Origin of the sequence: Kitasatospora sp. NPDC127067 (assembly GCF_042724755.1) — a bacterium.
Classification (GTDB): domain Bacteria; phylum Actinomycetota; class Actinomycetes; order Streptomycetales; family Streptomycetaceae; genus Kitasatospora; species Kitasatospora lactacystinica.
Window position 1 is genome coordinate 1 of record NZ_JBHXEM010000111.1, and the last position, 23,202, is coordinate 23,202.

Here is a 23,202-nt window from a genome sequence, read left to right on the forward strand (position 1 = left end):
AGGGGGGACCCTGTGGGAGAGTAGGACGCCGCCGAACAATTCTTCAGAAGAACCCCCATCCGGGATCCGGATGGGGGTTCTTCGCGTTTCCGGGCGATTGTCAGAGCTTGAGTTTGAACCCGACGTGCGAGGCCGTGAAGCCGAGCCGCTCGTAGAAGCGGTGCGCGTCCGTGCGCGTCGCGTCGGAGGTGAGCTGGACGAGGTCGGCGCCGAGTTCCCGGGAGCGGTCGACGGCCCAGCGGATGAGGTCGGTGCCCAGTCCGCTGCCGCGTTCCTCGGCGTGGATGCGGACGCCCTCGATGATCGTTCGGGTGGCGCCGGCCCGGGAGAGGCCCGGGACGACGGTGAGCTGCAGGGTGCCGACGGTGCGGCCGGCCCGGTCGGCGACGACCAGGTGCTGGTGGGGGTCGCCGTCGAGGCGGGCGAAGGCGGCGCGGTAGGGGGTGAGGTCGTCGGGGCTCTCGCGGGTGGCGCCCAGCGGGTCGTCGGCCAGCATGGCCACGATCGCCGGCAGGTCGTCGGCGGTGGCCCGTCGGATCGTCAGAACAGCCGTTTCAGTCATGATCAGAGACTAGAAGCATGTGAGGCGGCCACCACACCCTGTCTACGCCCGTAGCACCCCTTCACGGCCCTTCTGAAGGGCCGTGGGTCCCGAGGGGCGTGGGCCCCATCGGCCGTCACTCCCCGGGCTTGGCGCTGGTGATGACGGCGAAGACGGCGCCGTGCGGGTCGGCCAGCTGGGCCAGACGGCCGACGCCGTGCACGTCCATGGCCGGGATCCGTACGGTCGCGCCGAGGGTGGCGGCGATGGCGAGGCTGGCGTCGGTGTTGGGGACCTCGAAGTAGGGGAGCCAGTGCGAGCCGGTGCCGCGCGCGGTGTGTTCGGGGCCGAGTTGCATGATGCCGCCGTGGGCGTCGTCGGTGCCGCCGCCGGCCGGGGTGAGGACGGTGTACATCACCTCGCCGAGCGGGACGTCCTGCTCCTGCCAGTCGAAGACGGCGCGGTAGAAGGACTTGGCGCGTTCGGCGTCGACGCTGTAGCACTCGGCCCAGCAGAGGCTGCCCTCCTCGGTGACGAGGTCCAGGCCGCGGGTGTCGTGCGGCTGCCAGACGGCGAAGTCGGCGCCGGTCGGGTCGGTGCAGCCGGCCATCCGGCCCGCGGTGAAGACGTCGAAGGGGGCGTACCGGACGCGGCCGCCGGACTGTTCGACCAGGGCGGTGGTGCGGTCGGCGTCCTCGGTGGCGAAGTAGAGCGTCCAGCCGGGCGGGGTCGCCTCGTCGGGGAGCGGGCCGAGGGCGGCGACGGTCCGGCCGTCGAGCTGGAAGAAGCCGTAGCCGCCGGCCTCGGGGCCGGCGGAGTCGAAGGTCCAGCCGAACAGCGTGGTGTAGAAGTCGACGGACGCGCGGGTGTCGGGGCTGCTCAGGTCGAGCCAGTCCGGGGAACCGGGGCGGAAGTCGGTGTTGAGCATGGCGGCACTGCTCCTCGGACGGGGCCCGGGCGGGCGCGGTCGACGGCGGTCCCCCTCGGTTCCTCCCAGCCTGGCACCTCGGCCGGGGCGGTGCACGGCAGGCAACGGTTCCGGGGCTGTCGGCACGGGGCGGTACGGTGCGTAGCGGCATTGATCCACCCGTACCGGTCGAAGGGGGTCCGGTGAGCAAGCAGGCGGCGCAGTCCGGGCAGCAGGTGCCGCACCAGCTCGCGCAGGTCGAGGGCGTGCTGGAGCGGATCACCTATGCCAATGAGGAGACCGGCTACACGGTGGCCCGGGTGGACACCGGGCGGGGCGGGAACGACCTGCTGACGGTGGTGGGCGCGCTGCTGGGGGCGCAGGTCGGCGAGTCGCTGCGGCTGCACGGGCGGTGGGGTTCGCACCCGCAGTACGGGCGGCAGTTCACGGTGGAGAACTACACCACGGTGCTGCCCGCCACAGTCCAGGGGATCCAGCGGTACCTGGGCTCGGGGCTGATCAAGGGGATCGGGCCGCGGTTCGCCGAGCGGATCGTGGAGCGCTTCGGGGTGGAGACCCTGGAGGTGATCGAGAACGAGCCGGGCCGGTTGATCGAGGTGCCGGGGCTGGGGCCGAAGCGGACGAAGAAGATCGCGGAGGCCTGGGAGGAGCAGAAGGCCATCAAGGAGGTGATGGTCTTCCTGCAGGGGGTCGGGGTGTCCACCTCGCTGGCCGTGCGGATCTACAAGCAGTACGGCGACGGCTCGATCGGGGTGGTGCGCAACGAGCCCTACCGGCTGGCCTCGGACGTGTGGGGCATCGGCTTCCTGACGGCGGACCGGATCGCCCAGGCGGTGGGCATTCCGCACGACAGCCCGGAGCGGGTGAAGGCGGGCCTGCAGTACGCGCTGTCGCAGAGCACCGACCAGGGGCACTGCTTCCTGCCGGAGGAGCGGCTGATCGCGGACGGGGTGAAGCTGCTCCAGGTGGACGTCGGATTGGTGATCGACTGCCTGGCGGAGCTGGTGGCGGCGGAGGGGGTGGTGCGCGAGGCGGTCCCGGGGGAGGGCGGCGAGCCGGTGACGGCGGTGTACCTGGTGCCGTTCCACCGGGCGGAGATCTCGCTGGCCAACCAGTTGGTCCGGCTGCTGCGGTCGGACGCGGACCGGATGCCGTGGTTCGGGAACGTGGACTGGCCGGTGGCGCTGGAGTGGCTGGCGAAGCGGACCGGGGCCGAACTGGCGCCGGAGCAGGAGCAGTCGGTGCGGCTCGCGTTGACCGAGAAGGTCGCGGTGCTGACGGGCGGTCCGGGGTGCGGCAAGTCGTTCACGGTGAAGTCGATCGTGACGCTGGCGCTGGCGAAGCGGGCCAAGGTGGTGCTGGCGGCGCCGACCGGCCGGGCGGCGAAGCGGCTGGCGGAGCTGACCGGGGTGGAGGCCTCGACGGTGCACCGGCTGCTGGAGCTGAAGCCGGGCGGGGACGCCGCGTACGACCGGGACCGGCCGCTGGACGCGGACCTGGTGGTGGTCGACGAGGCCTCGATGCTGGATCTGATCCTGGCGAACAAGCTGGTCAAGGCGGTGCCGCCGGGGGCCCACCTGCTGTTCGTGGGGGACGTGGACCAGTTGCCCTCGGTGGGCGCCGGGGAGGTGCTGCGGGATCTGCTGGCCGAGGGCGGGCCGATTCCGTCGGTGCGGCTGACCAGGATCTTCCGGCAGGCCCAGCAGTCCGGCGTGGTGACCAACGCGCACCGGATCAACGAGGGCAGGCCGCCGCTGACGGACGGTCTGGCGGACTTCTTCCTGTTCGCCGAGGACGACGCGGAGCGGGCGGCCGGGCTGACGGTGGACGTGGTGGCGCGCCGGATCCCGCAGAAGTTCGGCTTCGACCCGCGCCGGGACGTGCAGGTGCTGGCGCCGATGCACCGCGGCCCGGCCGGCGCGGGGAACCTGAACACCCTGCTCCAGGCGGCGGTGACGCCGGCCCGGGAGGGGCTGGCCGAACGCCGTTTCGGCGGGCGCACGTTCAGGGTGGGGGACAAGGTCACCCAGATCCGAAACAACTACGACAAGGGGCGCAACGGTGTCTTCAACGGCACGGTGGGAGTGGTGACCGCCCTCGCTGTCGACGACCAGCGGCTGACGGTGCTCACCGACGAGGACGAGGAGGTGTCGTACGACTTCGACGAACTGGACGAGCTGGCCCACGCGTACGCGGTGACGATCCACCGCTCGCAGGGCAGCGAGTACCCGGTCGTGGTGATTCCGGTCACCATGTCCGCTTGGACGATGCTCCAGCGAAATCTGCTCTACACCGCTGTGACCAGGGCGAGGAAACTGGTGGTGCTGGTGGGGTCACGCAAGGCGATCGGGCAGGCGGTCCGGGCCGTCAGCGCAGGTCGGAGGCACACCGCGCTCGACCATCGGCTGACAGCTGGATGATTATCCAACGGGATGGTTGCCTCTAATGTTCTCTTGACGTGAAGAGATTTACGGCAGAGCCTAGGGTGGTGCCGATCTTGTCCGGTTCGTACCGGCTGCGGCGGCAGGTTTTGTAGGGGCGGGCCCTTTCGGGCCACCCCGGGTGCGCGACTGTCCTCCGGATGGGGGATGGTAGAGACAGTCAGGGCACCTTGGAAGAGGATTCATTTCGTCGGTGAGGAAGACGTGAGCGACAACTCGGTAGTACTGAGGTACCAGGACGGCGAGTACGAGTACCCCGTCGTCGAGAGCACTGCGGGCAACTCCGGCTTCGACATCTCGAAGCTGCTCCCGCAGACCGGCCTGGTCACCCTGGACAACGGCTTCGGTAACACCGCCGCGTACAAGTCCGCGATCACCTTCGTGGACGGTGACAACGGCATCCTGCGGTACCGCGGCTACCCGATCGAGCAGCTCGCCTCCGATGGCGGCTTCATCGAGACCGCGTACCTCCTGATCAACGGCGAGCTGCCCAACGCGGACCAGCTGGCGGAGTTCAACCGCGAGATCACCCAGCACACCCTGCTGCACGAGGACGTCAAGCGCTTCTTCCAGGGCTTCCCGCGGGACGCCCACCCGATGGCCATGCTGTCCTCGGTCGTCGGCGCGCTGTCCACGTTCTACCCGGAGAGCCACAACCCGTTCGACGCGGCCCAGCGCCACCTGTCGACGGTCCGCCTCCTCGCCAAGCTGCCGACGATCGCCGCGTACGCGTACAAGAAGGCGATGGGCCAGCCCTTCGTCTACCCGCGCAACGACCTGAGCTACGTCGAGAACTTCCTGCGGATGACCTTCGCCGTCCCCGCCGAGGACTACGAGCTCAACCCGGTCGTCGTCAACGCGCTGGACAAGCTGCTCATCCTGCACGCGGACCACGAGCAGAACTGCTCGACGTCCACCGTGCGCCTGGTCGGCTCCAGCCACGCCAACCTGTTCGCCTCGATCTCGGCCGGCATCTCGGCCCTGTGGGGTCCGCTGCACGGCGGCGCCAACCAGGCCGTGCTGGAGATGCTGGAGAGCATCCAGAAGGACGGCGGCGACGTCGACGCCTTCATCACGAAGGTGAAGAACAAGGAAGCCGGCGTCAAGCTGATGGGCTTCGGTCACCGGGTCTACAAGGCCTTCGACCCGCGCGCCGCCCAGGTCAAGCTGCTCGCGCACGAGGTCCTCGGCCAGCTCGGCAAGAGCGACGAGCTGCTGGACATCGCGCTCAAGCTGGAGGAGCACGCCCTCAAGGACGACTTCTTCATCTCGCGCAAGCTGTACCCGAACGTGGACTTCTACACCGGCCTGATCTACCGCGCCATGGGCTTCCCGACCAGCATGTTCACCGTGCTGTTCGCGCTCGGCCGGCTGCCGGGCTGGATCGCCCACTGGCACGAGATGATCAACGACCCGACCAGCCGGATCGGCCGTCCGCGCCAGATCTACACCGGCACCGCGATCCGCGACTACGTCCCGCTGGACGCCCGCTGACCGTGGCGGAGCCGACCACCGGCCCGCGCGGAAGCTGAGAGGGGCCCGGCCGCTGTCGAGCGGCCGGGCCCCTTCGCGTCCCGGTGGCGCGCCCGAGGGCCCGCGCGGGGACGGAACCGTACGGCGCACGACTCCGGGGTCGGCCGCAGCCGGGGACGGCCGCTCAAAGCGTCCCAGGCCCGCCAGAACCCCGGCGTCGTGCGCGAAGGCCGTCGGGTTCGACGACCGTTCCCGGGGCCCGCCGGAGCCCCGTCGGCGGCAGTCCTGGAAGCGCGGGGACACATTGCCGTTCAGCGTGTCCCCGCCCATCGGAAAAACTGCCGCACTACCAACCTAAGACGTATCAGGGTGCGAGAAGTTACGCCCGGGGGGTGTGAGCTGCCTCTCGCCACGCTCCGTGTGCGCGTCGTACCACGCCCATATCACACCTTCGCTCGCGCGGGACGTCACCCTCCCCGCAGTCACGGCAACCGAGCGTGATAGGAATCGTGGCATTCCGGTACGGACCGTCGCGCACATTCGCCGCGCGACGGCGGAACTGGGGAGGGAGTGCGCAGATGGCCAGGAACGTCGTCGTCACCGGCGGTGGCACGGGAATCGGGTACGAAGTCACGCGGCGGTTCGTCGAGGCCGGCGACCACGTGGTGATCGTGGGGCGCCGCCGGGAGGTCCTGGAGAAGGCCGCGGCCGACCTCGGACCGAACGTCACCCCGCTGGTGTGCGACCTCGCCGACCCGGACGCCGTCGAGGCCGCGCTCGCCGAACTGCCCGAGCGCATCGACGTCCTGATCAACAACGCCGGCAGCCGCGAGACCGTGGTCGGCGGCGGGCCGCACGCCCTGCTGGCGCGCTGGCGCGGCGACTTCGAGCGCAACGTGCTGACCGTGGTGCTGCTCACCGAGTCGGTCCGCGACCGGCTCACCCCGGGCTCCGGCCGGGTGGTCACCGTCAGCTCCATCGCCGCCCTGCGCGGGGCCGGCTCGTACGGCGCGGCGAAGGCCTCGCTGCACGCCTGGAACCACTTCCTGGCCGCCCAGTTGGGCACCTCGGGCATCACCGCCAACATCGTCGCGCCGGGCACCGTCGCGGGCACCGAGTTCTTCGGGCCGCGGCTGGACGAGGCCGAGGTCGCCCGCCGGGCCGCCCGCACCCTGCTCGGGCGGATCGGCGAGAGCGGCGAGGTCGCGGCGGCGGTGCACTTCCTGGCCTCGCCCGAGGCCGGGTTCATCACCGGCGAGATCCTGCACTGCAACGGCGGCGAGCTGCTGGGGCGTTGAGCCGCCGGGACGTTCGGGCGCCGGAACCCCGGGGCGCCGGGCGCCGAGACATGCCGCAGGCCCCGACCGGTACCGGTCGGGGCCTGCGGCATGTACGGGCTCAGGCGGGTCGGAAGCGGCGCAGCCGCAGGCTGTTGGTGACCACGAAGACCGAGGAGAAGGCCATCGCGGCCCCCGCGATCACCGGGTTGAGCAGGCCGGCCGCGGCCAGCGGGATCGCCGCCACGTTGTAGCCGAAGGCCCAGAACAGGTTGCCCTTGATGGTGCCCAGGGTCCTGCGGGAGAGCCGGATGGCGTCGGCCGCCGAGCGAAGGTCGCCGCGGACCAGGGTGAGGTCGCCGGCCTCGATGGCGGCGTCGGTGCCGGTGCCCATCGCCAGGCCCAGGTCGGCCTGGGCGAGTGCGGCGGCGTCGTTGACGCCGTCGCCGACCATCGCCACGACCCTGCCCTCGGCCTGCAGCCGCTTGACGGTGGAGACCTTGTCCTCGGGGAGCACCTCGGCGATCACGTGCTCCGGCGCGATGCCGACCTCGGCCGCCACGGCCGCGGCCACCGCCCGGTTGTCGCCGGTGAGCAGCACCGGGGTCAGGCCCAGTGCGCGCAGCTTGCCGATCGCCTCGGCGCTGGTCGGCCTGACCGCGTCGGCGACCTCCAGCACGGCCCGCGCCTCGCCGTCCCAGCCGACCGCGATCGCGGTGCGGCCGGCCGCCTCGGCGGCGGACTTGGCACGGGCCAGGGAGGGCGGCAGGTGCTGTGTGCGGTCGGCCAGCAGGGCCTCGCGCCCGGCGACCACCGTGCGGCCCGCCACGACCCCCTCCACACCCCGTCCGGGCACGTTGCGGAAGTCCGTGACGGCGGGCAGTTCGCCGGCCTCGGCGGCGGCCTCGGCGACCGCCCGGGCGATCGGGTGCTCGGAGGCGTGCTCGACGGCGCCGGCCAGTCGCAGCGCCTCGGCCCGGTCCACGCCCTCGGCGGTGTGCACGGCGACCAGGGCCATCCGGCCGGCGGTGACGGTGCCGGTCTTGTCGAGGACGACGGTGTCGACCCGGCGGGTGGTCTCCAGCACCTCGGGGCCCTTGATCAGGATGCCGAGCTGGGCGCCGCGGCCGGTGCCGACCATGAGTGCGGTCGGGGTGGCCAGGCCCAGGGCGCACGGGCAGGCGATGATCAGCACGGCGACGGCGGCGGTGAAGGCCTCGGTGGGGCTGTCGGTGGCCAGCAGCCAGACCACCAGGGTGGCGAGGGCGATCAGGATGACGACCGGGACGAAGACGGCGGAGATCCGGTCGGCGAGGCGCTGGGCGGCGGCCTTGCCGTTCTGGGCCTCCTCGACCAGCCTGGCCATCCGGGACAGCCGGGTGTCGGCGCCGACCCGGGTGGCCTCGACCACCAGGCGCCCGCCCGCGTTGACGGTGGCGCCGGTGACGGCGTCGCCGACGGTGACCTCGACCGGGACGGACTCGCCGGTGAGCATCGAGGCGTCCACGGCCGAGGCGCCCTCGACCACCACGCCGTCGGTGGCGATCTTCTCGCCGGGGCGGACCACGAAGCGGGTGCCGACCGTCAGCCGGTCCACCGGCAGCCGCACCTCCCGGCCGGCCTGCAGGACGGCGACGTCCTTGGCGCCGAGGTCGAGCAGGGCGTGCAGGGCGGCGCCGGCCCGGCGCTTGGAGCGGGCCTCCAGGTGGCGGCCGAGCAGGATCAGCACGGTGACGGCGGCGGCGGTCTCCAGGTAGAGCGTGGCGGAGGCGTCGGTGTCGCCGACGGACAGCGAGAAGTCGTGGTGCATCCCGGGCATGCCGGCGTGGCCCAGGAACAGGGCCCAGCAGGACCAGCCGAAGGCGGCCAGGGTGCCGAGCGACACCAGGGTGTCCATGGTGGCGGCGCCGTGCCGCAGGTTGGTCCAGGCGGCGCGGTGGAAGGGAAGGCCGCCGTGGACCACGACCGGGCCGGTGAGCGCGAAGGCCAGCCACTGCCAGTTGTCGAACTGGAGGGCCGGCACCATCGACAGCAGGACCACCGGGACGCTGAGGACGGTGCTGATCAGCAGCCGGTCCCGCAGGGTGTCGGGGCGTCCGGTCGGAGCGGTCCGCTCGGGTTCGGGGGCGGCGGGCGCCGGCGGCGGGGGGACCTCGGCGGTGTAGCCGGTGCGCTCGACGGTGGCGATCAGCTCCTCGACCGTGGTGCCGGGGCCGAAGTCGACCCGGGCCTTCTCGGTGGCGAAGTTGACGGTGGCCTCGACGCCGTCCATCCGGTTGAGCTTCTTCTCGATCCGGGCGGCGCAGGAGGCGCAGGTCATCCCGCCGATCGACAGCTCGACCCGGTCCCGGGCCCCGAGGTCCGGGGTGGACGTGCTCATGCGGATCAGCTCCTCGGTCGGGCGGCCGGCGGGGGCGCCGCGGCGCCCCCACCGTGCCGGGTGGGTCAGGCGCTGCGGCCGACCAGCTCGTAGCCGGCCTCGTCGATCGCGGCGCGCACCTGCTCGTCGTCCAACGGGGCGGCGGAGGAGATCGTCACGGTACCGGCCGTGGAGTCGGCGGCGACCCCGGTGACCCCGGCCAGCGCGGAGACCTCCTCGCTGATCGCCTTCTCGCAGTGGCCGCAGCTCATGCCGGACACGGTGTAGGTGATGGTGGTGGACATCGGAGGCCTCCGGGAGGTCCGGGCGGCCCGGGTGTTCGTCCGGGACGCGGCGCTGGCAACGACTCTTGCGACAACACCATACCCCTCTAGGGTATTCCCGGAGGCGGCGGGGCGGAATGCCCCGCAGCGCGGGGAGCCGGGCCGGTCGGGCCTCCTCCGTGATCGTCCCTTATGTTCGATATGTGTTTCCGCTCCGCCGCGCCCAGTCTCCCTCGGCCCCCACGGCAGCCGGACTGCCGCCGGACCGGCAGCGCGGCGCCCTGCTCGCCGCCGACCTCCAGGACGTCCCGTTCTGGCGGCGCGCCACGCCGGCGCTGATCGCCGTCCTGCTGGTCGGGCTCGCGGACTTCCTCTCCGGCAAGGACCGCTACCTGGCCCCGCTGATGACCGTGGTGCCGACCATCGCGGCGCTGACCCTGAAACCCGGCGAGCTGCTCGTGGTCTGCGCGTTCGGGCTGGTCACGGTGTTCGGGCTCAGCCACTACGACGAGGTCGACAACATCAACGACGCCCGCTTCCTGTACGGGGCGATGGTCAGCTACGTCGTCCTGACACTGTTCTCGGCCTGGGTCGCCAAGATCCGGATGCGGCGCGCGGCGGCCTTCGCGGCCGTCAGCTCCGTCGCCGAGGCCGCCCAGCGGGCGCTGCTGCAGCTGCCCGGGCCGACCGTCGGACCGCTGCGGCTCGCGGTGCGGTACGTGTCGGCGGCGGACGCCTCACGGATCGGCGGCGACCTGTACTCGGTGCTGGAGACGCCGCACGGCACCCGGGTCGCGGTCGGGGACGTCCGGGGCAAGGGACTGGCGGCGGTGCAGACCGCGGCCGTGGTGCTGGGCGCGTTCCGCGAGGCGGCGTACGACGAGACCGGGCTGCGGGGCGTCGCGGCGCGGATCGAGGCCAGCGTCGAACGGCACGTGCCGGACGGGGAGTTCACCACGGCACTGTTCGCGGAGTTCCGTACGCCGGGAGCGATGGAACTGCTGCAGTACGGCCACGTGCCGCCGATCCGGGTGGACCCCGAGGGGCGGGCGCAGGTGCTGCACGCGCCCGACCCCTGGGTGCCGCTGGGCCTCGGCCGGCTGGCGGCGGGGGAGCCGACCACCTGGGGGCAGCCGTTCGGCGAGGAGGACGTGCTGGTGCTCTGCACGGACGGGGTGATCGAGGCGCGGCACCGCACGAGCGGGGAGTTCTACCCGCTGGCGGAGCGGGTCGGGCCGCTGGTGCGGGGAGCCGCGCGCTCGGCGGGGGAGCTGGAGGCCGCGGTGGGCCGGGTGTACGCGGACCTGCTGGCGCACACCGGCGGGGAACTGCGGGACGACGCGTTGCTCCTGCTGATCGCGCGGACGGACGGGTGAGGGGCCCCTGCGGGGCGGGCTTGTGGGTGGGGGCTTTCGGGAGGGTGGGGGCGGGGCGTGTCCCTCTCGCTGGGTTGGATGAAGGGGGAGGTGGGTGAGGGTCAGGCGGCGGTGACGTCGGCGAGGGTGCGGAAGACGAGGGCCGTGGAGGTGGCACCCGGGTCCTGGTGGCCGATGCTGCGTTCGCCCAGGTAGGAGGCGCGGCCCTTGCGGGCCCGGAGGGGGACGGTGTCGCGGGCGCCGGGGTGGGCGGCGGCGGCGGCCGCGGCCGCCGACGCGGGAAGGCCGGCGCCGGTGGCGGCCGCCGCGCGGAACGCGGCGACGGCCGGGGTCCAGGCGTCCACGATGGTCTTGTCGCCGGGTTCGGCCTTGCCGAGGAGGCGGACGGCGTCCAGGCCCGCCGACAGGGCCTCGGCGACGTCGGCCGGACCGGCCGGTTCGGGCAGGGCGGCACCGATGGCGCGGAAGGCCTTGCCGTAGAGCGGGCCGGAGGCGCCGCCGACCTTGGAGATGAGCGTGCTGCCGGTCCTGGTGAGGACGGCGCCGGGGCCGGCCGGCCGGAGGCCGTCCAGGGCGGTCAGGGCGGCGGCGAAGCCGCGCCGGAGGTTGCTGCCGTGGTCGCCGTCGCCGATCGCGGAGTCCAGCTCGGTGAGCCGGGACTGCTCCTTCTCGACGGCCGCGGCGATCGCTCGGATCCAGGCCTCGGCCAGCGGGGTGTCGAAGTCCATCGGGTCTCCTTCGGTGCGGCTCAGCGCTTGAGGGCGGGGGTGTCGACCGGGGCGTCCCAGAGTTCCAGCAGCTGGGCGTCGGCCTTGGTGAGGGTGAGCGAGAAGCCCGCCATGTCGAGGCTGGTGACGTAGTTGCCGACCAGGCTGCGGGCCACCGTGATGCCGCGCTCGGCGAGCCTGGCGGCGACCTCGCCGTAGACCACGTACAGCTCCAGCAGCGGGGTCGCGCCGAGCCCGTTGAGCAGGGCGATCACCTCGTCGCCCCGGGTCAGGTGGTGGTCGGCCAGGACGGTCTCGACCACCTCGGCGGCCAGCTCGCGGGCCGGGCGGAGCTTCTCCCGCCGGCGGCCCGGCTCGCCGTGGATGCCGACGCCGACCTCGATCTCGTCCTCGGGCAGGTCGAAGCCGGGCTTGCCGGCGGCCGGGACGGTGGCCGCGGTGAGCGCGATCGCGAAGGAGCGGGAGGCGGCGTTGACCCGCTCGCCCAGGGCGGCGACCTCGTCCAGCGGGGCTCCGCGCTCGGCCAGCGCGCCGGCCGTCTTCTCCACCAGCACGGTCGCGCCGGTGCCCCGGCGCCCGGCCGTCCAGGTGGAGTCCTCGACCGCGACGTCGTCGTTGACCAGGACGGTGCGGACCTCCAGGCCCTCCTCGGCGGCGAGTTCGGCGGCGAGCTCGAAGTTCATCACGTCGCCGGTGTAGTTCTTCACCACGAAGACCACGCCGGCGCCGTTCTCCACGGCCTTGGCGGCGGCCAGCATCTGGTCCGGGACGGGCGAGGTGAACACCTCGCCGGGGCAGGCGGCGTCGAGCATGCCCGGGCCGACGAAGCCGCCGTGCAGCGGCTCGTGGCCGGAGCCGCCGCCGGAGATCAGCGCGACCTTGGGACCGGCCGGGCGGGCGGCCCGGGTGATCACCCGGTTGGGGACGTCCACCGCCAGCTCCGGATGGGCGGCGGCGATTCCGGCCAGCGCGTCCTCCAGGACGCTCTCCGGGGTGTTGATCAGCTTCTTCAACGCTCTTCGCTCCCTTGGTGACCGGGGTGAGGACGCCACGGCGGTCGATGCCGTCGACCCGACGCTACGCCAGACGGGGGTGGGGGGCACGGGGTGCGACACGCGGGATTCCGATCACTCTCCCGGAGCAGTCGGTTCCGGCCGTAGGGTCGGCCGCATGAGTGAGAACGTGGGCATTGTTCTGGTCTCGCACAGCGCCCGGCTCGCGGAGGGGCTGCGCGAGCTGCTCGGCGAACTCGCCCCGGACGGCGTGCGGGTGGTCGTCGCGGGCGGCACCGAGGACGGCGGGCTCGGCACCAGCTACGACCTGATCGCCGGGGCGATCGCGCGGGCCGACGCCGGGGCGGGCGTGGTGGTGCTGCCGGACCTCGGCAGCTCGGTGCTCACCGCCGTCACGGTGCTGGAGGACGAGCCGCGTCCGGGCGTGCGGCTGGCGGACGCGCCGTTCGTGGAGGGCGCGGTGGCCGCCGCCGTCACCGCCTCGACCGGGGCGGACCTGGCCGAGGTGGTCGCGGCGGCCGAGGACGCGCGCGGGTTCAGGAAGCTCTGAGCGTCCGGCGTCCGCTCACTCGGCGTCCGCTCACTTGGCGTCCGCGTAGCAGTCCACCACCGCCGTGCTGAGCGGGAAGCGCACCGGGGTGTCGCCGAAGACCAGCCGGCGGGCCTCCTCGGCCGACTCGGCGACGGCGGCGGCCACCTCGTCGGCGAGGTTCGCCGGGGTGTGCACGACCACCTCGTCGTGCTGGAAGAACACCAGGTGCGGGCGGTCCGCCGGGCCGGACGCCGGCAGATCGTTCAGCCGGCGGCGCAGCGCGGCGAGCAGGGCCAGCGCCCAGTCGGCGGCGCTGGCCTGGATGACGAAGTTGCGGGTGAACCGGCCGCGGGCGCGGGCGGTGCGGCCGCCGGCCTCGCCCGCGGCGTCCCCCTCGGTGAGGTCGAGGAAGTCGGCGGAGGCCGGCGGGCAGACCCGGCCGAGCCGGGAGGCGACCACGCCGCCGTCCTCGCCGGTGCGGGCGGCGGCCTCGACGTAGCCCATCGCGGCCGGGTAGCGGCGGTGCAGGGTGTTGAGCAGCGGGCCGATGTCGCCGCTGGTCTGGCCGTACATGGCGCCGAGCAGGCCGAGCTTGGCCTTGTCCCGGTCGCCCTGGAAGGCGTGGGCGGCGAGCGCCTCGTACAGGTCGCCGCCGGCGGCGGTGCGGGCCAACCCGGTGTCCTGGGAGAGCGCGGCGAGCACCCGGGGCTCCAGCTGGGCGGCGTCGGCGACGACCAGCAGCCAGCCCGGGTCGGCGACCACGGCGCGGCGCAGGATCCGCGGGATCTGCAGGGCGCCGCCGCCGCGGCTGGCCCAGCGGCCGGAGACCACGCCGCCGACCACGTACTCGGGCCGGAAGCGGCCGCCGCGGGCCCAGGCGTCCTGCCAGGCCCAGCCGTGCGCGACGTGGATCCGGGACAGCTCCTTGTAGCGGACCAGCAGCTGCGCGGCCGGGTGGTCGATGCCCTTGAGCTCCCAGGAGCGGGTGGAGCCGAGCTGGATGCCCGCCTCGGCGAAGGCGCGCAGCACCTGGGTGTGGGAGTCGGGGTTGAAGGGCTTGGCGCCGAGCGCCTGCTGGAGGTCGACGGCGAGCTCGGCGAGGATCCTGGGCTGGGTGCCGGGGACGGTCGGGCGGGGGCCGAGCAGCTCGGTGAGCAGGTGGTCGTGGACGTCGGCCCGCCAGGGCAGGCCGTCGTGGGCCATCTCGGCGGCCACCAGGGCGCCGGCCGACTCGGCGGCGACCAGCAGCCGGAACCGCTGCCGGGCGCCCGGGTCGGCGAGGGCGGCGATCCGGCGCTGCTGTTCGGCGTGGACGGCGACCACGGCCGCCAACGGGTCGGCGCCGGGCGGCAGTTGCAGCCGGTCGGGGGCGAACAGGGTGTCCTGGCCGTCGTCGGCGTCGGACAGGCCCGGTTCGGGCAGGTCCGCCGGGACCGGCAGGCCGCGCAGCCGGGCCCAGGCGGCGCCGAGCGACCGGGGCGCGCCGAACCGGCCCTCGTGCGCCAGCAGCAGCGCCTCGACCAGCCGCAGGTCGTGGCAGCGGGCGAGCCGGTCGGGCAGCTGCGGCAGCAGCGGGGCGTACCCGGAGTCGGTGGCGGCCCAGACCCAGCGCGGGTGGTCGGCGGCCTCCCGGGCGGCGACGGCGGTGGCGAGGTCGCGGACGGCCTCCGGCGGGCCGAGCGGGGCGCCCGCGTCGTCCAGTGCCTGGAGCCGGCCGCCGGGGCCGTGCGGGTCGGGCGCGAGGGCGGTCCTGGGTGCCACGGGGGCTGCTCCTCTCCGGCGCGCGGTCGGGCGTGCGGGGACGGGTACGGGGGTGCGGGCCCGCGGGCGGGCGCGCGGCGGCCCGCGACCGACGGGCCCGCGCCGTCGACGTTAACGGGTGGGTGTGACAACGCGCGGCAGGCGGGCACGGCGGCGCCCGGCGGGACGGGCCCCGGCGGGTGTTCCGCAGGGGTGGTGAACCGCGTGGGCAGGGCGGGTGACACGGCGTAGGGTTCGCGAAATGACCGAGAACCCGTTCTTCCAGGCCAGTCCGCTGGTCTACGAGCTCCCGCCGTTCGCCGAGATCCGCGAGGAGCACTACCTGCCCGCGTACGAGCGGGGCATGGCCGAGCAGCTGGCCGAGATCGCGGCGATCACCGCCGACCGGAGCCTGCCGACCTTCGAGAACACCCTGGTGGCCCTGGAGCGCTCCGGGGAGCTGCTGCGCCGGGTCGACGCGGTGTTCCGCAACCAGTCCTCCTCGGACACCACCGACGTGCTGGACGAGGTGGAGGCGAAGGTCAGCCCGCTGCTCGCCGCCCACCACGACGCCATCCACCTGGACCTCGCGCTGTTCACCCGGATCGAGGCGCTCCACGAGGCCCGCGCCGGGCTCGGACTGGACCCGGAGTCGCTGCGGCTGCTGGAGCGCCGGTACACCGCCTTCGTGCGCTCCGGTGCCCGGCTGGGCGAGGCCGAGCAGGCCCGGCTGCGCGAGCTGAACGCCGAACTCGCGGCGCTCGGAACGACGTTCCAGCAGAACGTGAACGCCGCCACCCGCTCCGCCGCGCTGGTGCTGGAATCCGCCGGGGAACTGGCCGGACTGTCCGAGGGCGCCGTCGCCGGGGCCGCGGAGAACGCCCGGGTGCTCGGCCGCCCGGGCGGCTACGTGCTGAGCCTGCGGAGCACCTCCGGCCAGGCCGAACTGGCCCGGCTCGACGACCGCTCGGTGCGCGAGCGGCTGCTGGCCGCCTCGCTCGGCCGGGGCGCCGAGGACAACGGCCCGCTGGCGATCCGGATGGCCGCGCTGCGCGCCGAGCGGGCCGCGCTGCTGGGGTACCCGAGCCACGCCGCGTACGTGGTGGCGGACGAGACGTCCGGCACCGTCGAGGCGGTCTCCGGCCTGCTGTCCCGGCTGGTCGGCCCGGCCGTGGCGATGGCCCGGCGGGAGGCCGGGGAGCTGGCCCGGGCGGCCGCCGCGGACGGGATCGGGGAGCTCGCCGCGCACGACTGGGCGTACTACTCGGAGAAGGTCCGGCAGAGCTCCTACCAGGTGGACGCGGCGGTGCTGCGCCCGTACTTCGAGCTGGAGCGGGTGCTGCGGGACGGCGTCTTCTTCGCCGCGAACCTGGCGTACGGGGTGAGCTTCACCGAGCGGCCGGACCTGACGGCCCACCACCCGGACGCCCGGGTCTTCGAGGTGTTCGAGGAGGACGGCAGCCCGCTGGGCCTGTTCATCGGCGACTTCCACGCCCGGGCGTCCAAGCGCGGCGGCGCCTGGATGGACGCGCTGGTCTCCCAGTCCGGGCTGACCGGGCAGCGGTCGGTGGTGCTGAACAACCTCAACATCCCGCGTCCGGCGCCCGGCGAGCCGGTGCTGATGGACTGGGACGAGGTGCGCACCCTGTTCCACGAGTTCGGGCACGCGCTGCACGGGCTGTTCTCGGACGTGCGCTACCCGCTGTTCTCGGGCACCTCGGTGCCCCGGGACTTCGTCGAGTTCCCCTCGCAGGTCAACGAGATGTGGATGGTCCGGCCCGAGGTGCTGGCCAACTACGCCCGCCACCACGCGACCGGGGAGCCGCTGCCGGCCGAGCTGGTCGAGCGGATGACGGCGGCCGAGGGCTTCGGGCAGGGCTTCCGGACGGTCGAGTACCTGGCGGCCACGCTGCTGGACTGGGCCTGGCACACCGTGCCGCAGGGCGAGGAGATCGCGGACGCCGAGGAGTTCGAGGCGCGGGCGCTCGCGGCGGCCGGGATCGCGGTGGACGCGATCCCGCCGCGCTACCGGACGGCGTACTTCCAGCACATCTTCTCCAGCGGCTACAGCGCGGCGTACTACGCGTACATCTGGTCGGAGGTGCTGGACGCCGACACCGTGCAGTGGTTCGAGGGCAACGGGCGCCCGGTGCGGGAGAGCGGCGAGCTGTTCCGGCGGGAGCTGCTGGCGCGCGGGTTCAGCCGGGACCCGCTGGAGTCCTTCCGCGCGGTGGTCGGCCGGGCGCCGGAGACCGGGCCGCTGCTGGCCCGCCGGGGACTGGCGTGACCGTCCCGCTCGGTACGTTCACGCTGCTCGGCCCGCTCGTTCCGCTCATCGAGCGGTGAGCGTGACCGTCACGGTTGTGCCCCGGTGGGCGTGCGGGAGCCGGACGCGTACGGTTCCCGCCCGCCCACCGGTCGGCTGTTCGACCTCGACCCGGGCACCGGCGGGGGCGACGGTGACATCGGCCCCGTGCGGGAACGCGGCCGGGGGCAGCAGGATCTCGCTGCCGCGCCCGGTGCCGTCGGAGCGCCAGCCCACGGTGGTGGCGGCCGTCCGGACCTCGGTGCCCGCGACGGCCACCGGGTACGGGCCGAAGGCGGGTTCGTCGCCGGGGGCGGGGCGTCCGGCCGGGTCGAGCGCGCAGTAGCCGCCGTTGCCCCGGCACCAGTACCACATCGTCCAGCCCTCGGCGAAGCCGTCCATCGCGGCGACCTGACGGCGGACCAGCTCGGCGTTGCCCGGGGTGCGGGAGTTCGGCGGGCCCCACTCGCCGACCAGGACGGGCAGGCGGTGGGCCGCCGGGTAGCCGGTGATCGCGGCGGTGTACTGCTCCACGAAGCCGCCGGCCGGGTCCCAGTCGGCGCCGCCCTCGACCGCGGTGTCGTAGAAGTGCGGCGCGTAGCCGAGCCGGGGTGCGCCGGGGCGCGGGTCGGCGAAGCCGGGCAGCCGGGTGGGCACGCCCTGGCCGACCAGCACGGTCGGCTCCACGAACAGCCAGGAGCGGGAGTCGACCCGGCGCACGGCCGTGATCAGGCGGCGGTACATGTCGGCGAGCCGGCCCTGCTCCAGGGCGGCGGAGGCGGCGGCCAGTACGGCCGGGTCGCTCGGGTCGCCGTCCACCGGGCCGAACGGCTCGTTGAACAGGTCGTAGCCCAACAGTGAGCTGTGGCCGCGCAGTTCGCGGGCGAACCGGGCGTAGAAGTCGGCCTGCCAGGCGCGCAGGTCGGGGTCGTCGTAGAGGTGCCGGAAGGCGGCCTGGACGGCGGGCTGGAAGTAGCCGGCGAACCAGTCGTCCGGGTCGGGGGTGAACGGCAGGTCGTCGTCCCGGGTGGCCCAGACGGGCACGCCGTTGGTGCCGCCGCCGAACTTCGGCCCGTAGACGTCCTGGTGGAAGTCGATCAGGACCAGCAGGCCCAGCCGGTCGGCCCGGTCGAGGAGCCGCTGCACGCGCTGCAGTTCGGCGGGGTCGAGGCGGCCGCGCTCGGGCTCCAGCCTCGTCCAGGAGACCGGCAGCCGGACCAGGGTGAAGCCCTGGGCGGCGACGGAGTCGAGGTCGGCGGGGGTGGCCTCGGCGTACTTGTCGAGGTTGAAGCCGCGCAGCCGCAGGCGGCGGCCCTGGGCGTCGGTGAGGGAGGTGCGGCCGTCGGCGGCGGTGACCGTGCCGGTGGGGAAGCGGTCCGGGGCGGGGGTACGGCCCGGCTGCCCGCCGTGGGCCGAGGCCGGGACGGCGGTGAGGACGGTGGTGGCGGCGAGCAGCAGGGCGACGGCGGTGCGGCGCAGGCGCATCGGGGACCTCGCACGGCAGGGGTGGGGGTGGGGCCCGATGATGCCCGGACTGTCGTGCGCGGCACAAGAGTTCGGGCGCCGGACGGTGCGGTCGGCGGCGGTTCCCTCGGCGGGCGGCGCGGTCGCGGGCGGTTCCCTCGGCGGACGGCGCGGGGGAGGGGCGCTCCGGTCGGCGGACGCTGTCGGGCGACGCGGGCTTCAGTCGGCGGTCGGCTCGGGCGCGGCCGGCGGGACGGCGGTCGGCAGGTCCGCGGCGGCGGCGAGCCGGCCCCAGAGCAGGTCGGCCAGCGCCTGCACCATCCGGGTGCGGGAGCAGGGCCTGGTCTCCAGCCACCAGTCCCCGGCGGCCAGCACCATGCCGGTGATGCCGCGGCCCCAGGCCTCGGCGAGCAGGTCGCGGTCGGCGCCGAGGTCGACCTGGCTCTGCACGGCCCGGGTGATCTCCTCGGCGATCTGCTTGAGCGCGGGGGCGAGCGCGTTGCCCGCGCTGCTGGGGTCGCCGGGCTCGGGGTGGGTGAGCAGCCGGTAGACCTGGGGGCGGGCCTCGATGCCGGCGAGGTAGGTGTCCAGGACGTGTTCGACCCGGTCGCGGCGTTCCAGCGGCTCGGCGAGGGCGGCCCGGACGGCGGCCAGCAGCCCGCCGGTGTGACGTTCGGTCAGGGCTCTGATCAGGCCGTTCCGGTCGCCGAAGTGGCGGTAGAGGATCGGTTTGGTGATCCCGGCCTCGGCGGCGATGGCGTTCATGCTGGCGCCCGGCCCCTCGCGCTGGATGACCCGGTCGGCGGCGTTGAGCAGCTGCTCGCGGCGGGGCTCTCGGGACATGCGCTGCTCCTCGGGATCGGGTTCGGCGGGGTCTGCCTGGGCGTTGACACCGGTTACCAATCAGTAGCAGACTCCCACGATGTTACCCGAGGTAACACCCCGGTCGGCCGCACACGTCTTCGGAGGCACGCACCATGAGCAGCACGTTCTCGCTGGACCCGGGCGCGGACCAGGTCGCCGTACGCGACTGGCTGCACGGCTTCGCCGCCGACGTGATGCGCCCGGCCGCGGCCGAGTGGGACGAGCGCGAGGAGACCCCCTGGCCGGTCATCCAGGAGGCCGCCAAGCTGGGCATCTACTCGCTGGACTTCTACGCCCAGCAGTACTTCGACCCCTCCGGCGTCGGCATCCCGATCGCCATGGAGGAACTGTTCTGGGGCGACGCCGGCATCGGGCTGTCCATCGTCGGCACCACCCTGGCCGCCGTCGCGGTGCTGGCCAACGGCACCGACGAGCAGATCGGCACCTGGACCCCGCAGATGTTCGGCACGCCGGAGGACGTCAAGGTGGCGGCCTTCTGCTCCTCCGAGCCGGACGCCGGCTCCGACGTCTCGGCCCTGCGCACCCGGGCGGTGTACGACGAGGCCGCGGACGAGTGGGTGCTGAACGGCACCAAGACCTGGGCCACCAACGGCGGGATAGCCGCCGTCCACGTGGTGGTCGCCACCGTCGACCCGGCGCTCGGCGCGAAGGGCCAGGCCTCCTTCGTCGTCCCGCCCGGCACCCCCGGACTGAGCCAGGGCCAGAAGTTCAAGAAGCACGGCATCCGCGCCTCGCACACCGCCGAGGTCGTGCTGGACGGCGTCCGGGTGCCCGGCAGCTGCCTGCTCGGCGGCAAGGAGAAGCTGGACGAGCGCCTGGCCCGGGCCCGTGAGGGCGTCAAGCGCCCGGGGGGCAGGGGCAACGCGGCGATGGCCACCTTCGAGGCCTCCCGCCCGGCCGTCGGCGCGCAGGCGATCGGCATCGCCCGGGCCGCGTACGAGGTGGCGCTGGACTACGCGAGGACGCGCGAGCAGTTCGGCCGGCCGATCATCGACAACCAGGGCGTGGCCTTCCAGCTCGCCGACATGAGGACCCGGATCGACGCGGCCCGGCTGCTGGTGTGGCGGGCCTCCTGGATGGCGGCCAACAACCAGCCCTTCACGGCGGCCGAGGGCTCGATGTCCAAGCTGTACGCCGGTGAGACCGCCAAGTTCGTGACCGCGCAGGCGATGCAGATCCTCGGCGGCAACGGCTTCACCCGGGAGTACCCGGTGGAGCGGATGCACCGGGACAGCGCGATCTACTCGATCTTCGAGGGGACCAGCGAGATCCAGCGGCTGGTGATCGCCCGGGCGATCTCGGGCGTGCCGATCCGCTGACTCAGCGGGCCAGCCAGAAGGTGAGCCCGGCGGTGAGCGCGCCCACCACCGCGCCGACGACCGTCTGCGCGGCGGTGTGGTCCCGCAGCACCACCCGGGACCAGCCGATCGCCGGAACCAGCGGAGCGAGCAGCAGCCAGAGCGGGCCCAGTGCGATGGCGAGGCAGACCACCGCGCCGGTGGCCACGGCGGTGTGGACGGAGACCTTCCACCAGGCGGTGATCACCAGGATCGGGACCAGCGAGGCGAACATCGCCAGGACCAGCGCGGTCAGGTCGGCCGGGGCGTCCAGTCCGATCATCACCGCGAAGCTGAGCAGCACCGAGCCCATGATGAGCGGGAAGACGGTCAGCCGGCGCTGCCGGTGGCCGACGTGGCGGTCCGCCACGGTGCCCTTGCGCATGCCGTGCCGGATGATCAGGGTCGGGACGACGGCGGCGAACAGGATGGCGAACAGCGCCCAGCCGATGCCCGGCAGGCCGTAGCGGAGGCCGCCCAGCACCGGGAGCAGCGCGACGATCACGTTCTTCGGCTCCAGGCCGTCGGTGATCCGGCGGGCCCAGATCGTCCGGCTGGTGGGGGCGGCGGGCGCGGCCTCGGCCTCGGTCGTCATCGGGGTGGGTGCTCCGGGGGCGTGAAGGGGCGGAAGGGGCGAACGGGTTCCGGTCGGACGATCGTACGGGTGGTGGTGCGGACCGGTTCTCCGGACCCGTTCTCCGGACCCGTTCTCCGGATCCGTAGGCCGGCCCCGACCGCCGGACCGGCGCCGCCGAACCCGCTCGGTGGCGGGTCCGGCGGCGGGTAGGTGGCGGGTCCGGTGGCGGGCCCGGCTCAGAACCGGGCGGGGCGGCCCTCCAGGAAGGCCGTCAGGCCCTCGCGGATGTCCGAGCCCTCCCGGGCGCGGAGCAGCCAGGGGGCCAGGACCTCGTCCGCCCGCTCGGGCGGGGCGTCCAGGGCGGCCTTGGCCGCGCCGATGGTCTGGGTCGAGCGGAGCGTCAGCACCCGGGCGAAGTCCAGTGCGGCGGCGTCCAGTTCGGCGTCCGGCAGGACGCGTTCGGCGAGGCCCAGCGGCAGGGCGTCCCGGCCGGCCACCAACTCGCCGGAGAACAGCAGGTACTTGGCCCGGGCCGGGCCGATCAGCCGGGACAGCCGTACGGTCGGCACCGCCGAGTAGACCACGCCGAGCTTGGCCGGGGTGATCCCGAGCCGGGCGTCCTCGGCGACGAACCGCAGGTCGCAGGCGACGGCGAGCTGGCAGCCGCCGCCGACGCAGGCACCGTGCACCACGGCGAGGGTCGGGTGCGGGAAGGCCGCCAGCGCCTCCTCGGCGGCGACGTTGGTCGCGTGGTAGGCCTCCGCGCGGTCCGGATCGCCGTACACCTCGGAGAGTTCGGCGATGTCCGCGCCCGCGCTGAAGGTGTTGCCGGCGCCGGTGAGCAGCAGGACGCGCACGCCCTCGTGGTCGGCCAGCTGCTCCAGCACCTTGGGCAGCGCCTGCCAGATCGCCAGGGTCACCGCGTTGCGCCGGTGCGGGCGGGCGAACTCCAGGACGGCGACGCCGTCCTCGCCGACGTACGCGTTGAGGCCCTCGGCCTGCGCGGGCAGGGCGGAGCGGTCCCGCGTGAGCAGCGGCTGGTCCATGCGCACCTCCGGTCGGTCGTGGTGCGCCAACTCTCTCAGGCGGCGCGGGTGCAGTAGTCGCCGAGGCCGTGTTCGAGCAGGGCGAAGGCGCGGCGGGCCTCCTCCAGCGCGGTGGGCAGGGCATCGACGGCCCGCTCGCCGGCGAGCATCCGCCGGTGGTTGGCGGCGATCAGCGCGACCCGGACGGCCAGCGCCTGGGCGGTGGCGACCCGGGCGGTGAGCTCGTCGTGGGCCGGGTCCTGGGCGATCAGTTCGGCGGAGAGCGCGGCGTGCGCCAGTAGGTCGAAGCCGTGGGTGGCCCGGGCGGTCAGTGCCGGGGTGCGGTGGATCAGCCGGACCACGTCGAGCACGATCCGGTCGTCGTTCAGCCCGGAGGCCGGGTCGAAGCGCTCCAGCGCGGCGAGGAACTGCTCGCGCAGCGCCGTCGCCGCGGAGCTGCCCGGGGCGCGGTCGCGCACCGCCCGGGCGGGCTCGTCCAGGTGCTGCTCCATCGGGCGCATGACCAGCTCTTCCTTGGTGGGGAAGTAGTTGAAGACGGTCATCTTGGACACCTCGGCGGCGGCGGCGATCTCCGCGACCGAGACCTGGTCGAAGCCGCGCTCGGTGAACAGCGCGATGGCCGTTCGGAAGATCCGCATGCCGGTCTGGAGCTTCTTGCGCTCGCGCAGCGGGAGCGCGTCCAGGTCGACGTCGGAGCCGGGGTCCTGTGCGGGTCGCATCGCCATGCTGGGGACTGTACCAGGCTCAAATGTTGACCGGTCTGAAAGATTGGTCGGGTCGAAAGGTTGGCCAGGATGAAAGATTGGCCAGGACGAAGAATTGACCGGGTACAAAAATGCTGCCATGGTGAGGACGCGCCGCCGGCCACCCCGGCCCCGACGCGAACTCGACCGACC

The 23,202-nt window shown here is 73.7% G+C and carries 19 protein-coding genes; 7 read left to right on the plus strand and 12 right to left on the minus strand.

What is annotated here, in order from left to right; all coding sequences use genetic code 11:
- Positions 1 to 100 precede the first annotated feature (100 nt).
- Complete coding sequence (locus ACFWJ4_RS32010; RefSeq protein ID WP_359910530.1) at positions 101 to 562, minus strand: GNAT family N-acetyltransferase; 462 nt, start codon at positions 560 to 562, stop codon at positions 101 to 103.
- 115 nt (positions 563 to 677) lie between these two features.
- On the minus strand, positions 678 to 1,469 hold the full coding sequence (locus ACFWJ4_RS32015; RefSeq protein ID WP_380550261.1) for a VOC family protein: 792 nt from the start codon (positions 1,467 to 1,469) through the stop codon (positions 678 to 680).
- A 182-nt stretch (positions 1,470 to 1,651) separates the two neighbouring features.
- Here ACFWJ4_RS32015 and ACFWJ4_RS32020 point away from each other — a divergent pair, with 182 nt between their 5' ends.
- From ACFWJ4_RS32020 to ACFWJ4_RS32030, 3 genes are all read left to right on the plus strand, one after another.
- Positions 1,652 to 3,889 carry an ATP-dependent RecD-like DNA helicase gene (locus ACFWJ4_RS32020; RefSeq protein WP_380550264.1) on the plus strand — a complete coding sequence of 746 codons (2,238 nt, stop codon included), beginning with the start codon at positions 1,652 to 1,654 and terminating at the stop codon, positions 3,887 to 3,889.
- A 225-nt stretch (positions 3,890 to 4,114) separates the two neighbouring features.
- Positions 4,115 to 5,404 carry a citrate synthase gene (locus ACFWJ4_RS32025; RefSeq protein ID WP_359910538.1) on the plus strand — a complete coding sequence of 430 codons (1,290 nt, stop codon included), beginning with the start codon at positions 4,115 to 4,117 and terminating at the stop codon, positions 5,402 to 5,404.
- Between the two features lie 557 nt (positions 5,405 to 5,961).
- Entirely contained in the window at positions 5,962 to 6,681 is a 720-nt protein-coding gene (locus ACFWJ4_RS32030) for an SDR family NAD(P)-dependent oxidoreductase (protein WP_380550267.1), read from the plus strand.
- A gap of 100 nt (positions 6,682 to 6,781) precedes the next feature.
- Here ACFWJ4_RS32030 and ACFWJ4_RS32035 read toward each other — a convergent pair whose 3' ends face one another.
- Positions 6,782 to 9,040 (minus strand): heavy metal translocating P-type ATPase, encoded by a 2,259-nt coding sequence (locus tag ACFWJ4_RS32035; RefSeq protein ID WP_380550270.1) that lies wholly within the window; start codon positions 9,038 to 9,040, stop codon positions 6,782 to 6,784.
- Between the two features lie 65 nt (positions 9,041 to 9,105).
- Positions 9,106 to 9,324 carry a heavy-metal-associated domain-containing protein gene (locus ACFWJ4_RS32040; protein ID WP_380550273.1) on the minus strand — a complete coding sequence of 73 codons (219 nt, stop codon included), beginning with the start codon at positions 9,322 to 9,324 and terminating at the stop codon, positions 9,106 to 9,108.
- A 182-nt stretch (positions 9,325 to 9,506) separates the two neighbouring features.
- On the opposite strand from ACFWJ4_RS32040, the gene ACFWJ4_RS32045 reads away from it, so the two are divergent.
- Positions 9,507 to 10,679, plus strand: a complete 1,173-nt coding sequence (locus ACFWJ4_RS32045) for a PP2C family protein-serine/threonine phosphatase (protein WP_380550276.1) — start codon at positions 9,507 to 9,509, stop codon at positions 10,677 to 10,679.
- Between the two features lie 101 nt (positions 10,680 to 10,780).
- Here ACFWJ4_RS32045 and dhaL read toward each other — a convergent pair whose 3' ends face one another.
- Both dhaL and dhaK read right to left on the minus strand, forming a co-directional pair.
- The gene (gene dhaL / locus ACFWJ4_RS32050) at positions 10,781 to 11,407 is read right to left on the minus strand and encodes a dihydroxyacetone kinase subunit DhaL (RefSeq protein ID WP_380550279.1); all 627 of its coding nucleotides are present in this window, start codon (positions 11,405 to 11,407) and stop codon (positions 10,781 to 10,783) included.
- A 20-nt stretch (positions 11,408 to 11,427) separates the two neighbouring features.
- Positions 11,428 to 12,420 carry a dihydroxyacetone kinase subunit DhaK gene (dhaK, locus tag ACFWJ4_RS32055; protein ID WP_380550282.1) on the minus strand — a complete coding sequence of 331 codons (993 nt, stop codon included), beginning with the start codon at positions 12,418 to 12,420 and terminating at the stop codon, positions 11,428 to 11,430.
- Between the two features lie 157 nt (positions 12,421 to 12,577).
- On the opposite strand from dhaK, the gene dhaM reads away from it, so the two are divergent.
- The gene (dhaM, locus tag ACFWJ4_RS32060; RefSeq protein WP_359910558.1) at positions 12,578 to 12,970 is read left to right on the plus strand and encodes a dihydroxyacetone kinase phosphoryl donor subunit DhaM; all 393 of its coding nucleotides are present in this window, start codon (positions 12,578 to 12,580) and stop codon (positions 12,968 to 12,970) included.
- Positions 12,971 to 13,000: 30 nt separating this feature from the next.
- On the opposite strand, the gene ACFWJ4_RS32065 is transcribed toward dhaM, so the two are convergent.
- Positions 13,001 to 14,713, minus strand: a complete 1,713-nt coding sequence (locus ACFWJ4_RS32065; protein ID WP_380550285.1) for a bifunctional 3'-5' exonuclease/DNA polymerase — start codon at positions 14,711 to 14,713, stop codon at positions 13,001 to 13,003.
- A gap of 241 nt (positions 14,714 to 14,954) precedes the next feature.
- On the opposite strand from ACFWJ4_RS32065, the gene ACFWJ4_RS32070 reads away from it, so the two are divergent.
- On the plus strand, positions 14,955 to 16,979 hold the full coding sequence (locus tag ACFWJ4_RS32070) for a M3 family metallopeptidase (RefSeq protein ID WP_380550287.1): 2,025 nt from the start codon (positions 14,955 to 14,957) through the stop codon (positions 16,977 to 16,979).
- A 45-nt stretch (positions 16,980 to 17,024) separates the two neighbouring features.
- Here the strand turns inward: ACFWJ4_RS32070 and ACFWJ4_RS32075 are convergent, their stop codons facing one another.
- Together ACFWJ4_RS32075 and ACFWJ4_RS32080 are read right to left on the minus strand one after the other, a co-directional pair.
- Positions 17,025 to 18,482 (minus strand): cellulase family glycosylhydrolase, encoded by a 1,458-nt coding sequence (locus tag ACFWJ4_RS32075; protein ID WP_380550290.1) that lies wholly within the window; start codon positions 18,480 to 18,482, stop codon positions 17,025 to 17,027.
- A gap of 198 nt (positions 18,483 to 18,680) precedes the next feature.
- A complete protein-coding gene (locus ACFWJ4_RS32080; protein ID WP_380550293.1) occupies positions 18,681 to 19,304 on the minus strand; it encodes a TetR family transcriptional regulator in 624 nt (207 codons plus the stop codon).
- 134 nt (positions 19,305 to 19,438) lie between these two features.
- Here ACFWJ4_RS32080 and ACFWJ4_RS32085 point away from each other — a divergent pair, with 134 nt between their 5' ends.
- Entirely contained in the window at positions 19,439 to 20,665 is a 1,227-nt protein-coding gene (locus ACFWJ4_RS32085; RefSeq protein WP_380550296.1) for an acyl-CoA dehydrogenase family protein, read from the plus strand.
- 1 nt (position 20,666) lies between these two features.
- Here ACFWJ4_RS32085 and ACFWJ4_RS32090 read toward each other — a convergent pair whose 3' ends face one another.
- The 3 genes from ACFWJ4_RS32090 to ACFWJ4_RS32100 form a co-directional block, all read right to left on the minus strand.
- On the minus strand, positions 20,667 to 21,278 hold the full coding sequence (locus ACFWJ4_RS32090) for a phosphatase PAP2 family protein (protein ID WP_380550299.1): 612 nt from the start codon (positions 21,276 to 21,278) through the stop codon (positions 20,667 to 20,669).
- A gap of 218 nt (positions 21,279 to 21,496) precedes the next feature.
- The gene (locus ACFWJ4_RS32095; RefSeq protein WP_380550302.1) at positions 21,497 to 22,306 is read right to left on the minus strand and encodes an enoyl-CoA hydratase/isomerase family protein; all 810 of its coding nucleotides are present in this window, start codon (positions 22,304 to 22,306) and stop codon (positions 21,497 to 21,499) included.
- Between the two features lie 35 nt (positions 22,307 to 22,341).
- Entirely contained in the window at positions 22,342 to 23,031 is a 690-nt protein-coding gene (locus tag ACFWJ4_RS32100; RefSeq protein ID WP_380550304.1) for a TetR family transcriptional regulator, read from the minus strand.
- Between the last annotated feature and the right edge of the window lie 171 nt (positions 23,032 to 23,202).

What these genes read in the sequence shown, in the direction of transcription:
- ACFWJ4_RS32010 (WP_359910530.1), bottom strand. Translation starts at nt 562, where the DNA reads ATGACTGAAACGGCTGTTCTGACGATCCGACGGGCCACCGCCGACGAC.
- ACFWJ4_RS32015 (WP_380550261.1), bottom strand. Translation starts at nt 1,469, where the DNA reads ATGCTCAACACCGACTTCCGCCCCGGTTCCCCGGACTGGCTCGACCTG.
- ACFWJ4_RS32030 (WP_380550267.1), top strand. Translation starts at nt 5,962, where the DNA reads ATGGCCAGGAACGTCGTCGTCACCGGCGGTGGCACGGGAATCGGGTAC.
- ACFWJ4_RS32035 (WP_380550270.1), bottom strand. Translation starts at nt 9,040, where the DNA reads ATGAGCACGTCCACCCCGGACCTCGGGGCCCGGGACCGGGTCGAGCTG.
- ACFWJ4_RS32040 (WP_380550273.1), bottom strand. Translation starts at nt 9,324, where the DNA reads ATGTCCACCACCATCACCTACACCGTGTCCGGCATGAGCTGCGGCCAC.
- dhaL (WP_380550279.1), bottom strand. Translation starts at nt 11,407, where the DNA reads ATGGACTTCGACACCCCGCTGGCCGAGGCCTGGATCCGAGCGATCGCC.
- dhaM (WP_359910558.1), top strand. Translation starts at nt 12,578, where the DNA reads ATGAGTGAGAACGTGGGCATTGTTCTGGTCTCGCACAGCGCCCGGCTC.
- ACFWJ4_RS32070 (WP_380550287.1), top strand. Translation starts at nt 14,955, where the DNA reads ATGACCGAGAACCCGTTCTTCCAGGCCAGTCCGCTGGTCTACGAGCTC.
- ACFWJ4_RS32075 (WP_380550290.1), bottom strand. Translation starts at nt 18,482, where the DNA reads ATGCGCCTGCGCCGCACCGCCGTCGCCCTGCTGCTCGCCGCCACCACC.
- ACFWJ4_RS32080 (WP_380550293.1), bottom strand. Translation starts at nt 19,304, where the DNA reads ATGTCCCGAGAGCCCCGCCGCGAGCAGCTGCTCAACGCCGCCGACCGG.
- ACFWJ4_RS32085 (WP_380550296.1), top strand. Translation starts at nt 19,439, where the DNA reads ATGAGCAGCACGTTCTCGCTGGACCCGGGCGCGGACCAGGTCGCCGTA.
- ACFWJ4_RS32090 (WP_380550299.1), bottom strand. Translation starts at nt 21,278, where the DNA reads ATGACGACCGAGGCCGAGGCCGCGCCCGCCGCCCCCACCAGCCGGACG.
- ACFWJ4_RS32095 (WP_380550302.1), bottom strand. Translation starts at nt 22,306, where the DNA reads ATGGACCAGCCGCTGCTCACGCGGGACCGCTCCGCCCTGCCCGCGCAG.
- ACFWJ4_RS32100 (WP_380550304.1), bottom strand. Translation starts at nt 23,031, where the DNA reads ATGGCGATGCGACCCGCACAGGACCCCGGCTCCGACGTCGACCTGGAC.